Annotated in this window: 18 protein-coding genes; 3 read left to right on the top strand and 15 right to left on the bottom strand. The window is 62.9% G+C overall.

What is annotated here, in order from left to right; all coding sequences use genetic code 11:
- The first annotated feature begins 114 nt into the window (after positions 1-114).
- On the top strand, positions 115-945 hold the full coding sequence (locus ACSQ2Z_RS06075) for an MBL fold metallo-hydrolase (protein ID WP_436080359.1): 831 nt from the start codon (positions 115-117) through the stop codon (positions 943-945).
- Between the two features lie 32 nt (positions 946-977).
- Here the strand turns inward: ACSQ2Z_RS06075 and ACSQ2Z_RS06070 are convergent, their stop codons facing one another.
- The 8 genes from ACSQ2Z_RS06070 to ACSQ2Z_RS06035 all read right to left on the bottom strand — a co-directional run bounded on the left by ACSQ2Z_RS06070 (position 978) and on the right by ACSQ2Z_RS06035 (position 8,985).
- Positions 978-1,721: a polysaccharide deacetylase family protein gene (locus ACSQ2Z_RS06070; RefSeq protein WP_436080358.1), complete on the bottom strand. Its 744-nt coding sequence runs from the start codon at positions 1,719-1,721 to the stop codon at positions 978-980.
- A gap of 1 nt (position 1,722) precedes the next feature.
- On the bottom strand, positions 1,723-2,814 hold the full coding sequence (locus ACSQ2Z_RS06065) for a glycosyltransferase family 4 protein (RefSeq protein ID WP_436080357.1): 1,092 nt from the start codon (positions 2,812-2,814) through the stop codon (positions 1,723-1,725).
- A gap of 64 nt (positions 2,815-2,878) precedes the next feature.
- Positions 2,879-3,961, bottom strand: coding sequence for an ABC transporter ATP-binding protein (locus tag ACSQ2Z_RS06060; protein ID WP_436080356.1), 1,083 nt, complete (start codon positions 3,959-3,961; stop codon positions 2,879-2,881).
- Entirely contained in the window at positions 3,958-4,893 is a 936-nt protein-coding gene (locus tag ACSQ2Z_RS06055) for a PfkB family carbohydrate kinase (RefSeq protein WP_436080355.1), read from the bottom strand. The genes ACSQ2Z_RS06060 and ACSQ2Z_RS06055 overlap by 4 nt, the downstream gene beginning before the upstream one ends.
- A gap of 1 nt (position 4,894) precedes the next feature.
- On the bottom strand, positions 4,895-5,917 hold the full coding sequence (locus ACSQ2Z_RS06050; RefSeq protein WP_436080354.1) for an SIS domain-containing protein: 1,023 nt from the start codon (positions 5,915-5,917) through the stop codon (positions 4,895-4,897).
- Complete coding sequence (locus ACSQ2Z_RS06045; protein ID WP_436080353.1) at positions 5,914-6,759, bottom strand: carbohydrate ABC transporter permease; 846 nt, start codon at positions 6,757-6,759, stop codon at positions 5,914-5,916. Before ACSQ2Z_RS06045 ends, ACSQ2Z_RS06050 begins: the two co-directional genes overlap by 4 nt.
- Positions 6,759-7,643, bottom strand: a complete 885-nt coding sequence (locus ACSQ2Z_RS06040) for a carbohydrate ABC transporter permease (protein WP_436080352.1) — start codon at positions 7,641-7,643, stop codon at positions 6,759-6,761. Before ACSQ2Z_RS06040 ends, ACSQ2Z_RS06045 begins: the two co-directional genes overlap by 1 nt.
- Positions 7,644-7,746: 103 nt before the next feature.
- Entirely contained in the window at positions 7,747-8,985 is a 1,239-nt protein-coding gene (locus ACSQ2Z_RS06035; protein ID WP_436080351.1) for an extracellular solute-binding protein, read from the bottom strand.
- A gap of 228 nt (positions 8,986-9,213) precedes the next feature.
- Here ACSQ2Z_RS06035 and ACSQ2Z_RS06030 point away from each other — a divergent pair, with 228 nt between their 5' ends.
- Positions 9,214-10,458, top strand: a complete 1,245-nt coding sequence (locus tag ACSQ2Z_RS06030; protein WP_436080350.1) for an ROK family transcriptional regulator — start codon at positions 9,214-9,216, stop codon at positions 10,456-10,458.
- A gap of 13 nt (positions 10,459-10,471) precedes the next feature.
- The gene (locus tag ACSQ2Z_RS06025) at positions 10,472-11,380 is read left to right on the top strand and encodes an aldo/keto reductase (RefSeq protein ID WP_436080349.1); all 909 of its coding nucleotides are present in this window, start codon (positions 10,472-10,474) and stop codon (positions 11,378-11,380) included.
- 19 nt (positions 11,381-11,399) lie between these two features.
- Here ACSQ2Z_RS06025 and ACSQ2Z_RS06020 read toward each other — a convergent pair whose 3' ends face one another.
- The 7 genes from ACSQ2Z_RS06020 to ACSQ2Z_RS05990 form a co-directional block, all read right to left on the bottom strand.
- Positions 11,400-11,879 carry a DUF1772 domain-containing protein gene (locus tag ACSQ2Z_RS06020; protein ID WP_436082997.1) on the bottom strand — a complete coding sequence of 160 codons (480 nt, stop codon included), beginning with the start codon at positions 11,877-11,879 and terminating at the stop codon, positions 11,400-11,402.
- A 30-nt stretch (positions 11,880-11,909) separates the two neighbouring features.
- Positions 11,910-12,050 (bottom strand): hypothetical protein, encoded by a 141-nt coding sequence (locus tag ACSQ2Z_RS06015; RefSeq protein ID WP_436080348.1) that lies wholly within the window; start codon positions 12,048-12,050, stop codon positions 11,910-11,912.
- Positions 12,047-13,666, bottom strand: a complete 1,620-nt coding sequence (locus tag ACSQ2Z_RS06010; protein ID WP_436080347.1) for a GMC family oxidoreductase — start codon at positions 13,664-13,666, stop codon at positions 12,047-12,049. Before ACSQ2Z_RS06010 ends, ACSQ2Z_RS06015 begins: the two co-directional genes overlap by 4 nt.
- A 168-nt stretch (positions 13,667-13,834) precedes the next feature.
- Complete coding sequence (locus ACSQ2Z_RS06005) at positions 13,835-14,917, bottom strand: ABC transporter ATP-binding protein (protein ID WP_436080346.1); 1,083 nt, start codon at positions 14,915-14,917, stop codon at positions 13,835-13,837.
- Positions 14,914-15,714 carry an ABC transporter permease gene (locus tag ACSQ2Z_RS06000; protein WP_436080345.1) on the bottom strand — a complete coding sequence of 267 codons (801 nt, stop codon included), beginning with the start codon at positions 15,712-15,714 and terminating at the stop codon, positions 14,914-14,916. The genes ACSQ2Z_RS06005 and ACSQ2Z_RS06000 overlap by 4 nt, the downstream gene beginning before the upstream one ends.
- 1 nt (position 15,715) lies before the next feature.
- Positions 15,716-16,591: an ABC transporter permease gene (locus ACSQ2Z_RS05995; protein ID WP_436080344.1), complete on the bottom strand. Its 876-nt coding sequence runs from the start codon at positions 16,589-16,591 to the stop codon at positions 15,716-15,718.
- A 67-nt stretch (positions 16,592-16,658) separates the two neighbouring features.
- Positions 16,659-17,669: an ABC transporter substrate-binding protein gene (locus tag ACSQ2Z_RS05990; protein ID WP_436080343.1), complete on the bottom strand. Its 1,011-nt coding sequence runs from the start codon at positions 17,667-17,669 to the stop codon at positions 16,659-16,661.
- Positions 17,670-17,727: the final 58 nt, after the last annotated feature.

Below are 17,727 nucleotides of genomic sequence, written 5' to 3'. Positions count from 1 at the left end.
TGATTGAAATTAGGCTTACTTAATCAAGTGTGCCATAAAAAGACGACGTCAAGAATTAGGTGGGACAGTTGCAGACGGACAGCCAATACAGCGGGCCGTGACTGAGGCAAGAGAGTGAACGAAAACGTGTTTCGGGTGCGGTTATGGGGAGTGCGCGGCAGTCTCCCGGTCTCGGGGGCCGAATTTGAGCACTATGGCGGCAACACCATCTGCATCGAGATGCAATGCGGGCCGCATAGATTGTTGTTCGATGCCGGCTCCGGACTGATGCCCGCGGGCCAGGCGCTCAAGGCCGCCGGCGTCTCCGATTTCAACCTGTTTTTCACCCACTGTCACTATGATCACATCATCGGCCTGCCCTATCTGCCGGCACTGTTCGATCCGCATGCCTCGGTGACGCTGTGGTCGGGACATCTGGCCGGGCGCATGTCGACGCGCCAGATGATCGGCGAATTCATGCGGCCGCCCTGGTTTCCCGTCGAACCGGACATCTGCCGCGCCGCCATCAATTGCCACGATTTCCGCTCCGGCGAGGTGCTGGTTCCCTATGAGGATGTGGCGATCAAGACCGGCAGCCTCAACCACCCCGGCGGCGCAATCGGCTACCGGGTGGAATGGGGAGGCCGTGCGGTGGCACTCGTCACGGATACGGAGCACCGGCCGGGAACGCTCGATCCGGCCGTGCTCGATCTCATCGATGGCGCAGATTTGTTCCTCTACGACTGCATGTATACCGACGAGGAGATGCCGCGCCATGTCGGCTACGGCCATTCCTCGTGGCAGCAAGCCATCCGCCTCGCCAAGGCCGCCCGCGCCAAACGGGTGGCCTTCATCCACCACTCACCTTTGCGCACCGACCGCGAGCTTGACGCCATCCAGCGGCTCGCCGTGCAGGAATTCAAGGGCGCCTTCATGGCGCGTGACGGCCAGGCGATCGACCTCTGAACAACGCGCCGCGACCGTCCGTCGGCTCCCGGTTACTGATCTTGCAGAATGTCCGTGACCCGGCTCCAGCGGCAGGCCGGGTGGCGCGCTGTGACATCAAAAAGCGCGGTCATGAAATCCCAGACGGCCTCGTCATGAACCAGATGATGGGTCAAAAGCCCCAGTGACCCGCCCTGATCGAACATCTGCCCGAGACGCGCGACGATCTCCGCAGCAAGCGCCAAGCGGTCGCGCCCGCCCCGCGTGCCGTGCCAATCCATCACGTCCACATGCGTATTCACCACTGGCAGGGCGGACGGTTTTTCCGGGCCGTAGACCGACAGTGCTTCAAAGCCGAGGCCGGCAAGCTGCGGCACGAGCGCCGCATCGATCCGGTTCCACGGCGGCACGAGAAGGGGGACGAGACGGTTCGGGTGCAGCCTCGCCAGATGGCGGAGGCCTTGCTGTAATTCTCCGAGAACTTCAGAAGCCGGGCGATGACGGCCGAGCTCCTGCTTCTTCTCCTGCGGGCCTGCATGGTTCACGTGCGACCAGCCATGCACCGCGACGGCGCACCACGGCTCGCGTTCCAGCCTCCGAGCCAGCGCCTCACCGGTATGAGCCGGGATGACGGCAAGCGTCAGCGGTACGGAAAATGCGCCGGTGATCTCCAGCAGCCGCTCGAGCGGTGCGCTCGGCTCGACCGCATCGTCGTCCCGCAGCCAGAAGCGCGCAACCTTGCCGGCCCGCTGCCACCGATCCAGTTCCTCGGTGATGAACCTGTCAAAATCGTCCATTTCATTCCGCCCGCTTGAGATGCTGATCAAGGATAGTGCCCAACCGCACGGCGGCCCGATCGAGCGAGCGCTCCTCGCCGGCAAAAATCCGTGCGGCGCCAGCAAGGGCCAGCCGTTCCTCGTTCCGCGTCAACAGCCGTTCGATCGCTTTCGCATAGGCATCGATATCACCGGCCGGCGTCAGCAGGCCGGTGCGGCCGTGTGCCACCACTTCCGGCACGCCGGCGATCTCCTGCGCCACGACCGGCAGGCCCGCCGCCTGCGCTTCGAGATAGGCAAGACCATAGGCCTCGCCGCAGCCGGGCCAGACATAGAGCGCGCTTTTCGACAAGAGACCGGCGATCTCGTCAGCCGTTTTCTGTCCGTGCCAGACGATGCGCCCTTCATCGAAGCCGGCAAAAAGCGCCCTCACCTCGTCGGCACGCGGGCCATAACCGATGACGGACAGTTGCCAGGGCAGATGAGCCAACCGCGAGAGCGCATCCGCGAGCATGACATAGCTCTGCATCTTGTCGCCGGATCGCATCATCGCCACGGTGATCAGTTGCCCGGGCCGAGGCGCGGGTTGCTTCTCAAGCAGCAGGTCCGAATCGATGAAGGGCGGCAACAGGGCGAGCCGCGCACCCGGAGCCGCCGCAAGCCCGGCGAGGTCGCGCCTCGTCAGGCAGATGTTTACGGAGGCGAGCTTCACCGCCTCCAGTACATGCGCTTGCATCTGCGTCCACAGGCCGGTGTTGCGCCGGGCAGAATAGGACGCTTCCGCCGTCACATAATCCAAGCCGAAATCGCGGGCGAGCGCCGGACCGATCAGATCGGGTGCCTTATAGTAAGGGTGGTAACAGAACCACGCGTCCGGCCGGCCGGCTTCGCGCCAGCGCGCCGAAAGCCGCCCCCTCTCCGCTTCCGCTGCGGCTGTCAAAGCCCAGACAGCCGCGCTCGACGCCTCGGGCATGAAGGCCCGCAGTTCCGAAGCTATCTCCACCTGATGGCCCGCCCGCTCCAGCGCCGTCATCAGAAGGCGCGCCATCAGCCGGTCGCCGGAGGGAACGGGATGGTTGGGAGATTTCAGCGGACAATAGAAAGCGATCTTCATCAGAATGCGGTTTAGAACATCGCGCCGGCGATGGGAACGGCGGCAGCGACGAATTCGCCGGAAGCTACCGCCGTAACGCCAGTTCCGTTTCGGCATCGAAGAGATGCAGCGCATCGTTGTCGAAGGCGAACGCCTGCGTCATGCCCACCGCAAGCCTTGTGCGGGGCGGCAGGCAGGCGGTGATCCGCTGCCCGCTGACGCGGCCGGTGACCACCAGTTCCGGGCCCGTCAGTTCGACAACCTCGACCGCTACGTCCAGTGCAGGTTGCCGGTCGCCATCCTCAACCAGCCGCAGCGCTTCCGGGCGGATGCCGATCTTGACGCGCCTGCCTGAAGAGATGGCATTGTTGAAACGGGCAGGCAGCGCGATGACGCGGTCCGACCCATCCAACCGAACGCTCTCGCCCGTCACCACGCCGTCGAGCACGTTCATCGGCGGCGAGCCGACGAAACCGGCGACATAGAGCGTGGCGGGATGGTCGTAGACCTCCTCCGGCGTACCCAGCTGCTCGATCCGGCCGTTGCGCATCACCGCAATCCGGGTTGCCAGCGTCATCGCCTCGATCTGGTCATGCGTGACGTAGACGATCGTCGTGCCGAGCATCTGGTGCAATCGCTTCAGCTCCGTGCGCATCTCCATGCGCAGCTTCGCGTCGAGATTGGACAGCGGTTCGTCGAAAAGAAAGACCTGCGGCTTGCGGACGAGCGCCCGGCCGATCGCGACGCGCTGGCGCTGGCCACCCGAAAGCTGGCCGGGTTTGCGATCCAGCAGATTCTCGATCTGCAGCAGTTTCGCGGTTTCCATCACCGCCTTTTCCCGCTCGGCCGCTGGCACGCCGCGCATCTCCAGGCCGAAGCCGATGTTGCGGCGGACGGAAAGGTTCGGATAGAGCGCATAGGACTGGAAGACCATTGCGATGTCGCGATTCTTGGGATGCACCCCGAGGACGGAGCGTCCGCCGATCCTGATATCGCCGCCCGATGCCTCGGCAAGGCCGGCGATGATATTGAGCAGGGTCGACTTGCCGCAGCCCGACGATCCAAGCAGCACCAGGAACTCGCCGCTGTCGAGCGAGATGTCGATGCCCTTCAGCGTTTCGATCGCGCCATACGTCTTGCGGATGTTCTCGATATCGAGCGCGCTCACGATGCGGCCCCTCCCGTCACGGCAGACAGTGAACCGCCATAGCTGCGGGGAAGCGTGGAAATGGCGCGTGAGGCGACGCGCGTGCCGGTCGCCAGGCAATCGGAGAGCGGCAGGTCATCCGCCAGTGCGGCGAGGAAAGCCGCATTGAATACATCGCCAGCACCGATCGTGTCGACGACCTGGACGCTGGGGGCCGCGGCGGAAACGAACGCGCCGTTGGCATCGACGGCAATCGCGCCATCGGGACCTCGCTTAACGACGACGATCGCCCCCTCCGGCATATGGCGCTTGATCTCGCGCGCGGCCTCGATCGGGTCGGAGCGGCCGGAAAGCGTGGTCGCTTCCGCCTCGTTCAGGAGAGCGCAGCCGCAACGGGAAAGCCAGTTGCGGGTGGCCTGCCGGTTCGCCTCCGTCCAGCCGTCGAGCGGCCAGCCGGTGTCGAGGGCAAGCGTAATACCATGACTGTCGGCCCAGCTGAACAAGGCGGGATAGTCACATGTCAGATCGTCGGTGAGGAAGGACCCGCAGAGCAGCGCATAGCCGCCCGAAAGGCGGGAACCATCGAGAGCGGCAAACACGTCCGCGAGCGAGAAGCGTGGCAGATGGCCGCGCGTGGTGAAGAAGGTGCGCTCGCCGTCCGGATGGGTGATGCCGACCGAGAGCGTCGTCCCCTCCGGCCGGATCGGCCATTTTTCAGCCCGGCTGCCGAAGGATTCGCGCAGCCAACGGCCGAACTCGTCGGTGCCGGTATTGGCAGCAATGTCGAAATCGATACCGAGCGCCCGCCAGGCAAGCGCCGAGTTGCCCGCAGCACCGCCGACGCGTAACTCGTCATGATCGACGATGATCTCGGTGCCGGCTTTTGGCCAAGGCTCGGCCGGTCCCAGGATAAGGTCGACATTGACATTTCCGATGACGGCAAGCGGACGCATTTCATTCACTCCGGGTGATCTTGGTCGAGCGCACCGGCGTACCGGCATTTTCCACGCGGCTCTCGGCAAAGGCGATCATGAAGCGCTGCGCAACCGGCAGCATCGCGAGGATAGCGGCAAGGCCGTCCGCCGGCTCGAAGCCCAGCATTGTCGCGCCCTCGACCGGCACCATGCCTGAGGAATCGAAAATGACCACCGGCGCCCCGGTTTCGACTGCGGAAACCGCCGTGGCGGTGACGAGATCGGCGGTGGCATCCTGCCCTCGAAACAGGACAACGCCGATCTCGGGACCAAGCATCTCCATCGGCCCATGTCGAAGCTGTCCTCCTTCCAGCGAGAAACACGGTCGGCGGGAGAGTTCGGTCAGCCCCAGCGCCAATGCCTCCGCAAGCCCCTGCAGCCGCCGGCCGGAGGTCACAACGGCACCAACGCCGCCGAAAGCGGAAAGTGCTGGTTCGATATCGACTTCGGCCGGCGCTTTGATCGCCGCCAGCGCCGGCGCGGGATCGGTGCCGAGAACCGCAAGGATCGCAAGATGCAGGGCAAAACTAACCGTCAGGCTGCGCGTCGCGGCAAAGGCCAGCTCGGTGCCGCCAGCGCCGACCAAAGACGGAGCCGACCGCGCAAGAAAGGATGTACCTTCCAGCGTCAGTCCGAATGTATCCCGGGTGCCGCCGGTCTCAGCGAACCAGCGCAGCACCTCAGCGCTTTCTCCGGATTGCGACGTGACAAGCACGGTGCGTCCCACGATCGGCAGTGGCATGCCGAGCTGTTCGGACAGGGTGACGGCAATCGTCTCGATGCCCAAGCCGCGATAAAGCGGCTCGACGGCGCGGTTGACGGCGTGCGAGCCACCCATGCCGAGCAGCAGCAAACGGCCCGTCCTCCTGAGCGAGGCGACGACGGTTTTTGCCTGTTCGGCATTGCCCTCGAAGGAGACAACGGCATCGGCATTCTGCCGTGCTATTTCGCGATCGATGGCTTGGAGACCCAGCGGGCGTTTATCGTTCGAAGTCATGGTCATCCCTTGACGCCGCCGCTGGTGAGCCCGGAGATCAGGGCTCGTTGCATGACAAGGCCGATCGCCACGGGCGGCAGGGCGGCAAGCACGCCCGCGGTTGCGATCAGCCCATAATCGGAAACACGGCCACCGGCGAGATCGGCGATGGCGACGGTAAGCGTCTTGGCGCGCAGGTCGGAGGTGAACAGCAATGCGTAGAAGAATTCGTCCCAGGCAAGCAGGAAGGCAAACAGCGCCGAGGTGGCCATCACCGGCGCGGCCAGCGGCAGCGTGATGATGCGCAGCGTCGCAAACAGCCCGGCGCCATCGATCATCGCCGCCGCCTCTATCTCCCTTGGGATCGCATCGAAACCGGACTTCATCAGCCAGGTGGTGAAGGGCGCAAGGATGGTGAGGTATACCAGCGCCAGCCCGAAGACATTGTTGAGCAGGCTAAGATGCGACAGCCCGAAATAGAGCGGCACCGCCAGCGCCACGGGAGGCAGCATATAGGTGGCGATCACCATATAGAGCGACCAGCCGACGGCAGGCGTTCGTGATACGGCCCAGGCGGCCGGAATGGCAAGCGCCAGCGCCGCGATCGTTGCCATGCCGGCGACGACAATGCTGTTGATGAGGGAGGCGACGAAGGCGGCACCGGCGCTGTTTTCGATGCTGGAGAGCAATGCGCCGTACCGCGAGAAATCCATGGCCTGCGGCCACCAGCGCAGCGGCTTTGCTGTGAGATCGGCGGCCGGCGAAATGCTCATGACGAACAGCCAGACGAGCGGCGCGAGGATAACGGCGGCAAGCAGCAGTGCGCAGGCATGGATGAAGAGGGAGAACAGGGCACTTTTGCGCTCCATCAGGCGTCGCTCCCCGCAGTCTTGCGCACGAGCGCGGCATAGGCCGCAGCCAGCACCGCCACCAGCAAGGTAACGATCAGAGCAAGCGAGGCGCCCGATCCGGCCCGCTGGAAGGAGAACGCCTCCTGATAGACCAGGATCGACAGGGTCCGCGTGCTGTTGGCCGGGCCGCCGCGAGTCATCACCCAGATGATGTCGAACACCTTGAACGCTTCGATGGTGCGCAGCACCAGCGCCACCATCAGCGGTCCGGCGAGATATGGCAGGATGACGAAGCGCAAGCGGGAAAACGGACCGGCGCCATCGACCAGCGAGGCGGCCGTGATATCGCGCGGCACGGCCTGCAGCGCAGCGAGCGCGATCAAGGCTACCAGCGGAAAGTTCTTCCAGCAATCGGCAACGATCAGCGAGGCGAGCGCCGTGCCGGGTTCGCCGAGCCAGGAGCGGTAGGCATCGAGCAAACCGATCTGCGTCAGCACCGCGTTCAGCGCGCCGTATTCCGGATTGTAGATCAGCCGCCACAGCGTCGCGTTGACAACGGTGGGCAGCGCCCAGGGCAGGATCATCAGCCCGCGCAGGATGGTGCGGCCATAAAATTGCTGATTGAGGAGAAGGGCTGCAAGCACACCGAGAACCATCTCGGCAAAGACTGAAATGATCGCGAATTCCGTCGTGATGACCAGGGTGCGCTGGAAATTGGCGCTCGAAATCGTCTTCACGTAATTGTCGATGCCGACAAAATTCCCGGCAGTCCCGACCAGCTTGGCATCGCTGAAGGAGAGCCCGACGGTATCGGCAAGCGGCCAGCCGATGACGGCAACCATGACGGCGAGCAGCGGCAGCATCAGAAGCCATGCACGTGTAGTCATCGAGGTCCCGGACATTGCTGCTGCTTTTCCTGAAATCATGTGGCGCAAGGGGCCGGGCGGCAGGGAAGGTGCCACCCGGGATGGTGAATGCGAGCGAAGGGGCGAACTCCCGGCGCCGTTAAAGACCGCTGCTTTCGGCGGCGGCCTTCAGCGCGTCCTCCGGACTGGTCTGGCCAAGCAGCGCTTCCTGGATTGCCTGCTGCAGGGCGGTGGAAAGCTCCTGATACTTTGGCGTCGTCGGCCGCGGATACATGGCGGCAAGCCCGAGCTTCGCGGCCGCGATCAGCTCTTCCTGCCCCTTGGTCACGGCCGGGTCCTCATAGGACGATGCCCAGATCGGCAGGCTGAGCTTGGCGTACTGGTTCTGCACCTCCTGGGAGGTCATGAAGGCGATGTATTTCCACGCATCGTCCGGATGCTTGCTGGTTGCGGTGATGCCGAGCCCCATCGAGCCGTTGACCGCCGAAACCTCGCTCTTGCCCGCGACGCCCGGCGCGGGAACCACGCCGACCTTGCCTGCAACCTTGCTGTCCTTGCCTGTATTGGCAAGGTTGTACATGTAGGTCCAGTTCAGCGCAAAAGCGGCTTCACCGTTTTCGAACACCTTGCGGACGTCTTCCTCGAGAAACTCCTTGGAATTCGGATTGGAGAGGCCGGAGGTGTAGCTGGACACCATGTATTTCAGCGCATCGAGGCCGCCATCCGTCTGAAACGCCGGCTTGCCGCCATCGAGGAACTTGCCGCCATAGGCGCTGACCAGTGTCGTGTAGTCGCAGATCGCAGCTTCCGCCTGCGACCAGCTCCAGGTGATCGGCGTCGCGAGCAGACCCTTGTCCTTGATGATCTTTGCCTGTTCGGCAAGCTCGTCCCAGGTTTTCGGCGGCGCCTTGATGCCGGCCTTCTCGAGGATTTCCTTGTTGTAGAACAGGTATTTCGTATCGAGGATCCACGGCATGCCATAATAAGCGCCTTCATACTGGACCGTCGTCCAGGCGCCGGGCAGCACGCCCTTTTTCATGTCGTCGGTGATACGCGAGGACACGTCGACGAGGACCTTGTTGGTCGCGTATTCGGCCGGCCAGATCACGTCGAACAAGACGATGTCGTAACCGCCGCCCGAGCCCTGCGCCAGCACGGTCTTGTCGTGCAGGCCCTCGTAGGGCACGAATTCGAGATTGACCTTGACGTCCGGATTGGCCTTGCTGAACGCCTCCGTCATGGACCGGACATCCGCCTCGCTATAGGCCGCCTGCGCCATGAACAACGCATTGAGCGTGGTTTCGGCATAGGCGTTGGTCGCAAAGAAGGCGCCGATCAGAGTGGCGCCAAGAAGCGCATTTCGCTTGGACTTAAACATGTCTTCCCTCCAGTGATGGACAACAACCGGTTTTACTGGCGCGCATTGCGAGCCTCGTTCCGTCAACCGCCGTTTCAGCGGCATTCGGCATTGTCGAAGTGTCGCACGGTCATTAGGGATGATCCCGTTTGCCGTTCCGTTCCCTTGAGCTCTTTGGCTCTTCATTAAGTCAATTGATTTGACTTATTTCTTGTTCAATATTCTAATAGTGTCAAGAGGAATTTGCGAGTGAATGCGATGCGGGTGATACGAGGCAAGAGCGGCACCAACCAGGAAGGGACGAGCGCCCATAATCGCCGCGTCATGGTCGACGCTCTGCGGCTGAACGGGAAATTGTCCCGCGCCGATCTTGCGCGAGCATCGGGGCTCACCAAGCAGGCGGTTTCCAACATCATTGACGATATGGAGAAGGAAGGCCTGGTTGTATCGCTGGCGGCAGTGCGCAATGGTCGCGGCCAGCCCTCGACGCCCTATCGGCTCGTGCCGGAAGGCGCGTTTGCAATCGGCCTGCAGATCGACCGCCACATTACCCGGGTGATCGCCGTGAATCTCATCGGCACCGTGCTGGTGCGCGCTGAGGCCAACCTGCCGCCCGGCGGTCCGGCAAATGGCGCGAGGGTCATTCTCGATCTCATCCAGCAAGTGAGGACAGAGCTCGCCGGCATCGCGGAACATTCCGAACAGCGGCTTGTCGGCCTCTGCGTCGCCATGCCCGGGCCATTCGGTCTTGCGCCCGACAATGGTGATCAATGGATGATAGACGATCAATGGATGATGGCCGCCTGGCAGAATTTTCCGCTGCTTGAAACGCTCGCTGCCGGAACCGGGCTGGAAGTCGCACTGCAGAACGACGCCGCCGCCTGCGCCACCGCCGAGCGCATGGTCGGCGCCGCCCACGGCATCGATCATGCCGTCTGCCTCTATGTCGGCTACGGCATCGGCGCCGGGCTTATCCTTAATGGCGAGCTTTACACCGGCGGCAACGGCAATGCCGGTGAAATCGGCATGGCACTTCTGCCGCCAACCGTTCGGCGTCCGGAACAATCGTCACTCGAACATCGCGCATCGCTTGCCTCGCTCTACCAGCATCTGAATGCCGATCCGGCCGATCCGGACCTTCACGAACGGTTGACCCTATTGGTCCGCAAGAACGATCCGGCGATCGCCTCATGGATCGACGCCGCTGCCGAAGAACTGCGCTGGGGCGTGCAACTCATCGAAACGATCTTCGATCCGCAGACCGTCATCCTGTGCTCCGGCGCGCCGGAGGCCCTGACCCGCCGGATTTTCGACGCCATCCATCCTCTGCTGCCATCGATCGCAGACCGCCCCGGCCGCACGCTGCCCCGCCTGCAGCTTGGCATGACCGACCCCTGGTCGGTGGCGCTCGGCGCCGCCGCCGAACCGATCAGCCGCGCCTTCGACCCGCGCTTTTCGGCGATCCTGAAGACCCACGCCAAAGCAGCGGGCTAGAGGTGCAACCATGATGTCCCGTATCCAGCTTCACAGCGACGGCCCTGTATTTTCGAGATTGGTCTGGGGAGCGTACCGCGTCACCAACGATCCGGAGCGGCGCGAGATCGCTCACATCGCCCGAATGGTCGACACATGTCTCGACGCCGGGATCACGACGATCGATCACGCGGATATCTATGGCGGCTACCGGGTCGAGGCGCTCTTCGGCGAGATGCTGGAGAGCCGCCCCGATTTGCGCAACAGGATCGAACTGGTGACGAAATGCGGCATCGCGCTGGTCGGCCCGGCGCGGCCTGATCATCGCATCAAACACTATAACAGCACTCCCCAGCATATTCGCCAGTCGCTCGAAAACTCATTGCGCAATCTGAAGGTCGATCACATCGATCTGCTGCTTTTGCATCGACCAGATCCCCTGGCTGATGCGGGAGAGGTTGCCGGCGTGCTGGAAACCTTGGTTGCGGAGGGCAAGACCCGCGCTGTCGGCGTCTCTAACTACACGCCCTCGCAATTCGCGCTGCTGCAATCGAAGCTCAACATTCCGCTCGTGGCGAACCAGATCGAGTTGTCCGTCACCCATATGGCACCGCTTCATGACGGGACGCTCGACGACTGCCAGCGCCTCGGTGTACTCCCGATGGCCTGGTCTCCGTTTGGCGGTGGCCGGTTGTTTGACCCGGAGAAGGGCAATCCGAGACTTGTCGAGCTGCTGACCGATCTCGCGGCCCGCTACAATGCGTGTGGTCCGGGTGCCATCGCACTTGCGTGGCTGCTGCGTCTGCCCTCCAAACCACTGCCGATCATTGGTTCGACCGACCCCAGACGGGTGCAGGCGCTGGCCCGCGCCGGTGAAATCGAGCTTGAACTTCAGGATTGGTTCCACGTGTTGGAAACGGCAACCGGGCGACCGGTGCCTTAGCTGGTTTCCGGAGAGCCCATCAGGCAGCCCGGAAAGCCATGACGAAGCAACCGAGCGCACCGACGGACGACAGCGTCCGCACATGGTTCCACCGGACCCAATCGACGAAGGTCGATGACCAGAGCCGGGCGGCTTCCTCGCTTTGCGGCTGCAACGCCTCGAGAGCATTGTTCATCGGCACATTGAAGACAATCGTCACCAAGATCGTGCCGGCGAGGAAAAGAAGACCACCTGCGACCATGTAGAGCTTCGCGGGGCTGCCGGTCATGAACCCACCAGCGACGAGCACGAGCGACAGAAGCGCCGTTCCGAAGAAGGCCAGCATGAACCACGGATTGAGGATCACCACATTGATCGACTGCATGGCGGCAATGCCCTGCTCGGCAGGCAGGCGCCCGAGCGCGCCCATGATGCAGACGGAGAAGATGAAGAACAGACCGGCATTGAGGCCTGCGCCAATTGCTGCCGAGAAGATCAAAAAGGAAAAAATGCCGGCCATCATGTCAGGTCTCCCAGGTTGCAGCTGTTTTCACGCGCATAGTCGAAGCGCCTGGGCATAGGTCAGGCTTTCGTTGCCGCCGTAAAGAGCGGTGGTGAAGAGATAGGTCACAAGCCAGATAGTGTCACCCGGAAATCCTGATCCAAAAGCCTCGCCATGCCGGTTTTTCATCCTTTTTCGGCAATCATCTCCGCCGCTTTTTCCGCGATCATGATGACCGGCGAATTGGTATTGCCCGAAACGATCGTCGGCATGATCGACGCGTCGACCACCCGGAGATTGGCAATCCCGTGAACCCGCAGTTGCGGATCGACGACGGCCATCGTGTCGCTGCCCATCTTGCAGGTGCCGACCGGATGAAAGATCGTCGTCGCGATATCGCCTGCGCGACGGATCAGGTCCTCGTCGCTCTGGAACTCGGTCCCCGGCAGCATCTCCTGCGGACGGTATTTCCCGATCGCCTTCGTCGCCATCAACCGGCGGGCATGACGGATCGCTTTCGTCGCGACGATCCTGTCTCCCGCCGTCGAGAGATAGTTGGGCCGGATTTCCGGCGCCGCCGACAGGTCCGCGTCAGTGATATGCACCGTCCCCCGGCTTTCCGGCCGCAGGTTACAGACGGAAACGGTGACCGCCGGATAGCGATGCAGCGGCTCGCCGAGGCGATCGGTGCTGAGCGGCTGCACGTGATATTCGAGATCGGCGGTCGCCACGGCAGGATCGCTCCTGGCGAAGATGCCGAGCTGGCTGGGTGCCATCGACAGCGGCCCGGACCGCCATAGCGCATATTCGAGCCCCATCCCGGCGCGGGTGAAGAGGTTATGGTAGAGCTGATTCAATGTCTTTGCGCCTTCGATGCGGAAGACGGAGCGGATCTGCAGATGATCCTGCAGGTTTTCACCGACGCCCGGCAGTTCATGGCCAACATCGATGCCGGCGGCGGATAGCACCTGCGGCCGGCCGACCCCCGAAAGCTCCAGTATCTTCGGCGAATTGATCGCGCCCGCCGAAAGGATCACCTCCCGGTCGGCGCGGGCGACATGGGTCTGCCCGTTCCGCCGGAAGCGGACACCGGTGGCTTGTCTGCCGTCAAGCTCGAGACGTTCCGTCTCCGCTCCGGTCAATACCCGCAGGTTGGGTCGCTTCATCGCCGGACGAAGAAAGGCCTTCGTGGTATTCCAGCGCAGACCACCGCGCTGGTTGACTTCGAAATAGCCCGAGCCCTCGTTGTCGCCAGCGTTGAAATCGTCCGTCTTCGGAATGCCCAGTTCCTCGGCCGCGTCGCGAAAAGCATCGAGGATCGGCCAGGAGAGCCGTTGCTTCTCCACCCGCCATTCGCCGCCGGCCCCATGCATCGGGGATTTACCGCGATAATTGTCCTCCGATTTCAGGAAATAGGGCAGGACATCGTCCCAACCCCAGCCGGTATTGCCTGCCTGCCGCCAGCCGTCATAGTCCGCCGCCTGCCCGCGCATGTAGATCATGCCGTTGATCGAGGAGCAGCCGCCCAGCACCTTTCCCCGCGGGTATGGCAGGGAGCGGCCGTTCAGCCCTTTTTCCGCTGCCGTCCTCATCATCCAGTCGGTGCGCGGATTGCCCATGCAGTGGAGATAGCCGATCGGTACATGCACCCAGTGATACCGGTCGCTGCCGCCAGCTTCGAGCAGGAGGACGCGGGTCTTCGGATCGGCCGATAGCCGGTTCGCCAGCACACATCCCGCCGAGCCCGCGCCGACGACAATGAAATCATAACTGCCCGCATCGATCGCGGTCCCATGCCTGCTCACGCCGCCACTCCCGGTGCCGCAGCCGTAACCGCCGTCCCTGAGAGACCACAGGGCTTCACGGTGTCGGCGATTTCCCGAGCAAGACCGTATCGCAGCGCATAACGCCCCTCAAGCGAGACGTTCGGACGATAGAACGCTCCCTCCGCACCATCGCGGCGGCCGCGCCGTCTAGGCGCAGAAGACGTGCGCGCTCGCCGGGTCGAAACCAAGCGATACCGTGTCTCCCCGTGCCAGGCCGGCGGTCGCCTCGTGTCCGAAGGGCAAGCGCACCGACAGCGCCTCGCCGGACGGAACCATTGCGGCGACATGGATGTTGCTGCCGAGGAAGGTGATGTCCGTGACGGTAGCCGACAGCCCGTTGCCGCCGGCTTGTCCACGCTTGAGGGAGAGGCGTTCGGGGCGCAGCATCAAGGCGGCCTTGCTGCCGGCCGCAGCGCTGCCATGCATGGGAACGCCGCTGATCGTCATGTCTGTGCCCACCGCGAGTTCCGCCCGTCCGTCCCGGGCAGACAGCACGCGGCAGGTGACGAAATCGCTGTCACCGATGAACTCCGCAACGAAGCGGGTGGCAGGATTGGCATAGAGCTGCGGGCCGGTACCGATCTGGTCGATCACGCCCTTGGAGAACACGGCAATACGATCCGACAACCGCAGCGCCTCCTCCTGGTCGTGAGTCACATAGAGGATGGTCACCTCGGTTTCCTGATGGATGCGGCGGATCTCGTGCTGGATTTCCTCACGCAGCTTCTTGTCGAGCGCCGACAGCGGCTCGTCCATCAAAAGCACCGGCGGATCGTAGGCGAGCGCCCGCGCCAGCGCCACGCGCTGCTGTTGGCCGCCCGACATCTGTGCCGGCTTGCGGTCCTCGAACCCTTCGAGCCGGACGAGCTTCAGCATCTTCGCCACCTTGGCATCGATCTCGGCCTTGGGAAGACGCCGGACCTTCAGAGGAAACGCGATGTTCTCGCCAACCGACAGATGCGGAAACAGTGTGTAGCGCTGGAACACCATGCCGATATTGCGCTTGTGCGAGGGCGTCGCGATCAGGCTCTGGCCGTTCAGCAGAATGTCGCCCGCCGTCGGGTTCTCGAAGCCGGCGAGGATGTAGAGCGTCGTACTCTTGCCCGATCCGGACGGGCCGAGAAACGTCATGAACTCGCCGCGCTCGACCGTGAGGCTGACCTCCCGGATGGCGGTGACGATGCCGTAGTCTTTTCTCAAGCTGCGGATTTGCAGGAAGGGTGCGGTCATGATTTCAGTCCTTTGCGCAGCAGCGCTACCAGAAGCATCAGGGCAATGGTGATGACGATCAGAAGGGTTGAGGCGGCGGCGATCACGGGCGTCAGGTCCTGCCGCAGCGTCGCCCAGATCTTGACAGGCAGCGTCTGCAGGGTCGGGCTCGCCATGAAGATCGCCAGCACGACTTCATCCCATGACGTCAGAAACGAGAAGACGGCTGCCGAAAATAGCCCATGGCTGATCGACGGCAGGGTAATCCGCAGCTTCGCCTCCAGCGGGCTCGCGCCACAGAGCACCGCCGCGTCCTCGATCGACTTGTCGAAACCTTCCAGCGCATTGGTGATGGAGAGGATCGAAAACGGCAATGCCACGACCAGATGGGCAATGACGAAGCCGGTCACCGTGCCGTTGAGCCCTATGCGCAGGAAAAAGGCATAGAGCGCGACGGCAAGCACCACGACCGGAAGGATCATCGGCGTCAGGAACAGTGCCCGCAGACCCTCCTTGCCGATGAAGCGGCCCCGCACCAGACCGAACGAGGCGACGAGACCAATGAGGACCGACAGAACCGTGACGATGGCGGCAATGTAGAAGCTCGTCCCGGCAGCCTCCAGCCAGCGCGGATCGGCGAAAAAGGCCTCATACCATTTCAGCGTCCAGCTAGGCGGAGGAAAGATCAGCCATTGCGACGAGCCGAAGGACAACGCCGCGATGAAGACGATCGGCAGGATCAGAAAGGCCGCCGTCAGGCCGGTGATGGTGATGAGTGCCCATTTCCATCCGCCAAGGCGATCGAAATTCAACAGCATCTCAGCGTCCTTCCATGCGGGCGGTCCCGAAAAGGCGAAGCTGTACGGCGTAGAGTGCCAGGGTGACGACGAGAAGCACCAGTGCCGCCGCGCCGCCCATGCCCCAATTGACCAGCGATTGAACAAACTGTGCAATCAGTTCGGCCAGCATCATGTTTGCCGTGCCGCCCAAAAGCGCCGGGGTAACGAAGTAACCGAGCGACATGACGAAGACCATGAGCGCGCCGGCGACCATGCCGGGGGCGGCGAGCGGGATGAGAACGCGGGTCAGCGCCTGCCAGCGGGTTGCGCCGCATAGCGCCGCCGCCTGCAGGATGGCCGGATCGATCTTGCGGATAACGCCATAGAGCGGCAGGATGATGAAGGGCAGCATGATATAGGTCATGCCGATGGTGACGCCGACAAGGTTGTTCACCAGCGGCAACGGTTCGCTGACCAGGCCTAATCCCATCAGCGTCTTGTTGATGACGCCGGTGCGTTGCAACAGCACCATCCAGGCATAGGTACGCGTGAGGAGATTGGTCCACATCGACAGAAGCAAAACGGCAAAGACAATCGAGGCCCAGCGCGTCGGCATGATGGCGAGTGCCCAGGCGACAGGAAAGCCGATCGCGAGTGTCACCACGGTCACCAGTGCGGACACGCTGAAGGTGTTGAGGAATATCTTCAGATAGGTCGTCGATCCAAGCAGGGCCCGGTAGTTGTCGAGGCCGAGCTTAGGCTCCATCACGCTGCGCAGCAGCAGTGCCACCACCGGCAGAATGAAGAACACCACGAGAAGCAGCAATGCCGGAACGGTCAGGGCGAAATTCCTCGACCGGACAGGGCGGACCTTGCCCATCGCCGTTGTGTTGTCTCGCTCGGTCAGCAAGGCCATGCCGAAAACCCTTTGTCAGAACCTGCGGAGGCGGAGCGCGAACCGGTCGCGCTCCGCCGATGACGCCTTACTTGGCCTGCCATGCGTACCAGCGTTCGCCGATCGCATCGCGGTTTGCCGCCCAGTATTCCATGTCGGCATTGATCTGGCTCGCCGACTGCATGTCCGGAAGCGTCATGCGAATCTTTTCATCCATGATGGCGCTGGAATCGAGGTTGATCGGGGCGTAGCCGGTGTTGATCGCCATGTTCGCCTGGGCATCGGCGCTGGTTGCAGCCGCAATGAACTTCATCGCCGCTTCCTTGTTCTTCGTGCCCTTCGGCACGACCAGCGCGTCTGCCGCGGTGATATTCTGCTCCCAGGACGTTTCGACGGTGACGCCGGTTTCGGCAAGCGCCGTCAGGCGCCCATTCCAGAACGACCCGAAAGGCGCTTCGGCGGAAGCTAGAAGCTGCTGCGATTGCGCGCCGCCGGTCCACCAGATGATGTCGGCCTTGATGGTATCGAGCTTCTTGAAGGCGCGATCCAGGTCGAGCGGATAGAGCTTCTCAGGCGCAACGCCGTCCGCCAGCAAGGCAGCTTCGATCACGCCGGGTGCCGACCACTTGTAGAACGTCCGCTTTCCGGGGAACTTGGCGGTGTCGAACAGGTCCGCCCAGGTCTTCGGGCAGACCGAGACGGCATCCTTGTTGCAGCCGATGACAAAGGAATAATAAAAGCTGCCGACGGAATAGTCGGTCAAGAACCGCGGATCGAGCTTCGACTTGTCGATGACCGAGAAATCCAGCTTTTCGAGCAGGCCGGCCTTGCCAGCCTGGACGGCATAGTCGCCCTCGACGTCGACCACGTCCCACGTGACGCTTCCGGCCTCGACCATAGCTTTGAGCTTACCATAATCGGTCGGTCCGTCCTGCACCACGTTGATGCCGGTTGCCGTTGTGAACGGATCGGCCCAGGCGGCCTTCTGTGCATCCTGGGTGGTTCCGCCCCAACTGGTGAACACCAGATCGGCGGCCGCCGCCGTGGTGGAAAGGCCGAGTGTGGCGGCCATGGCCGCGATGATGAATGTCTTTGTCATGTTCCCTTGCTCCGTTATTGTTGGACTGTGTTCTGATGGTTTGCAGCGATCTGCGTCG

It is taken from the genome of Pararhizobium sp. LjRoot235, assembly GCF_964254145.1.
Lineage (GTDB): Bacteria > Pseudomonadota > Alphaproteobacteria > Rhizobiales > Rhizobiaceae > Pararhizobium.
Note: the sequence above shows the minus strand (reverse complement) of the source record. Positions and strands in the feature narration are given on the sequence as shown.

Bases quoted from the DNA above. Each gene is read 5' to 3' on its own strand.
- ACSQ2Z_RS06070 (WP_436080358.1), bottom strand. From the start codon at position 1,721: ATGGACGATTTTGACAGGTTCATCACCGAGGAACTGGATCGGTGGCAG.
- ACSQ2Z_RS06065 (WP_436080357.1), bottom strand. From the start codon at position 2,814: ATGAAGATCGCTTTCTATTGTCCGCTGAAATCTCCCAACCATCCCGTT.
- ACSQ2Z_RS06055 (WP_436080355.1), bottom strand. From the start codon at position 4,893: ATGCGTCCGCTTGCCGTCATCGGAAATGTCAATGTCGACCTTATCCTG.
- ACSQ2Z_RS06050 (WP_436080354.1), bottom strand. From the start codon at position 5,917: ATGACCATGACTTCGAACGATAAACGCCCGCTGGGTCTCCAAGCCATC.
- ACSQ2Z_RS06045 (WP_436080353.1), bottom strand. From the start codon at position 6,759: ATGGAGCGCAAAAGTGCCCTGTTCTCCCTCTTCATCCATGCCTGCGCA.
- ACSQ2Z_RS06040 (WP_436080352.1), bottom strand. From the start codon at position 7,643: ATGTCCGGGACCTCGATGACTACACGTGCATGGCTTCTGATGCTGCCG.
- ACSQ2Z_RS06035 (WP_436080351.1), bottom strand. From the start codon at position 8,985: ATGTTTAAGTCCAAGCGAAATGCGCTTCTTGGCGCCACTCTGATCGGC.
- ACSQ2Z_RS06025 (WP_436080349.1), top strand. From the start codon at position 10,472: ATGTCCCGTATCCAGCTTCACAGCGACGGCCCTGTATTTTCGAGATTG.
- ACSQ2Z_RS06020 (WP_436082997.1), bottom strand. From the start codon at position 11,879: ATGGCCGGCATTTTTTCCTTTTTGATCTTCTCGGCAGCAATTGGCGCA.
- ACSQ2Z_RS06015 (WP_436080348.1), bottom strand. From the start codon at position 12,050: ATGAAAAACCGGCATGGCGAGGCTTTTGGATCAGGATTTCCGGGTGAC.
- ACSQ2Z_RS06005 (WP_436080346.1), bottom strand. From the start codon at position 14,917: ATGACCGCACCCTTCCTGCAAATCCGCAGCTTGAGAAAAGACTACGGC.
- ACSQ2Z_RS06000 (WP_436080345.1), bottom strand. From the start codon at position 15,714: ATGCTGTTGAATTTCGATCGCCTTGGCGGATGGAAATGGGCACTCATC.
- ACSQ2Z_RS05995 (WP_436080344.1), bottom strand. From the start codon at position 16,591: ATGGCCTTGCTGACCGAGCGAGACAACACAACGGCGATGGGCAAGGTC.
- ACSQ2Z_RS05990 (WP_436080343.1), bottom strand. From the start codon at position 17,669: ATGACAAAGACATTCATCATCGCGGCCATGGCCGCCACACTCGGCCTT.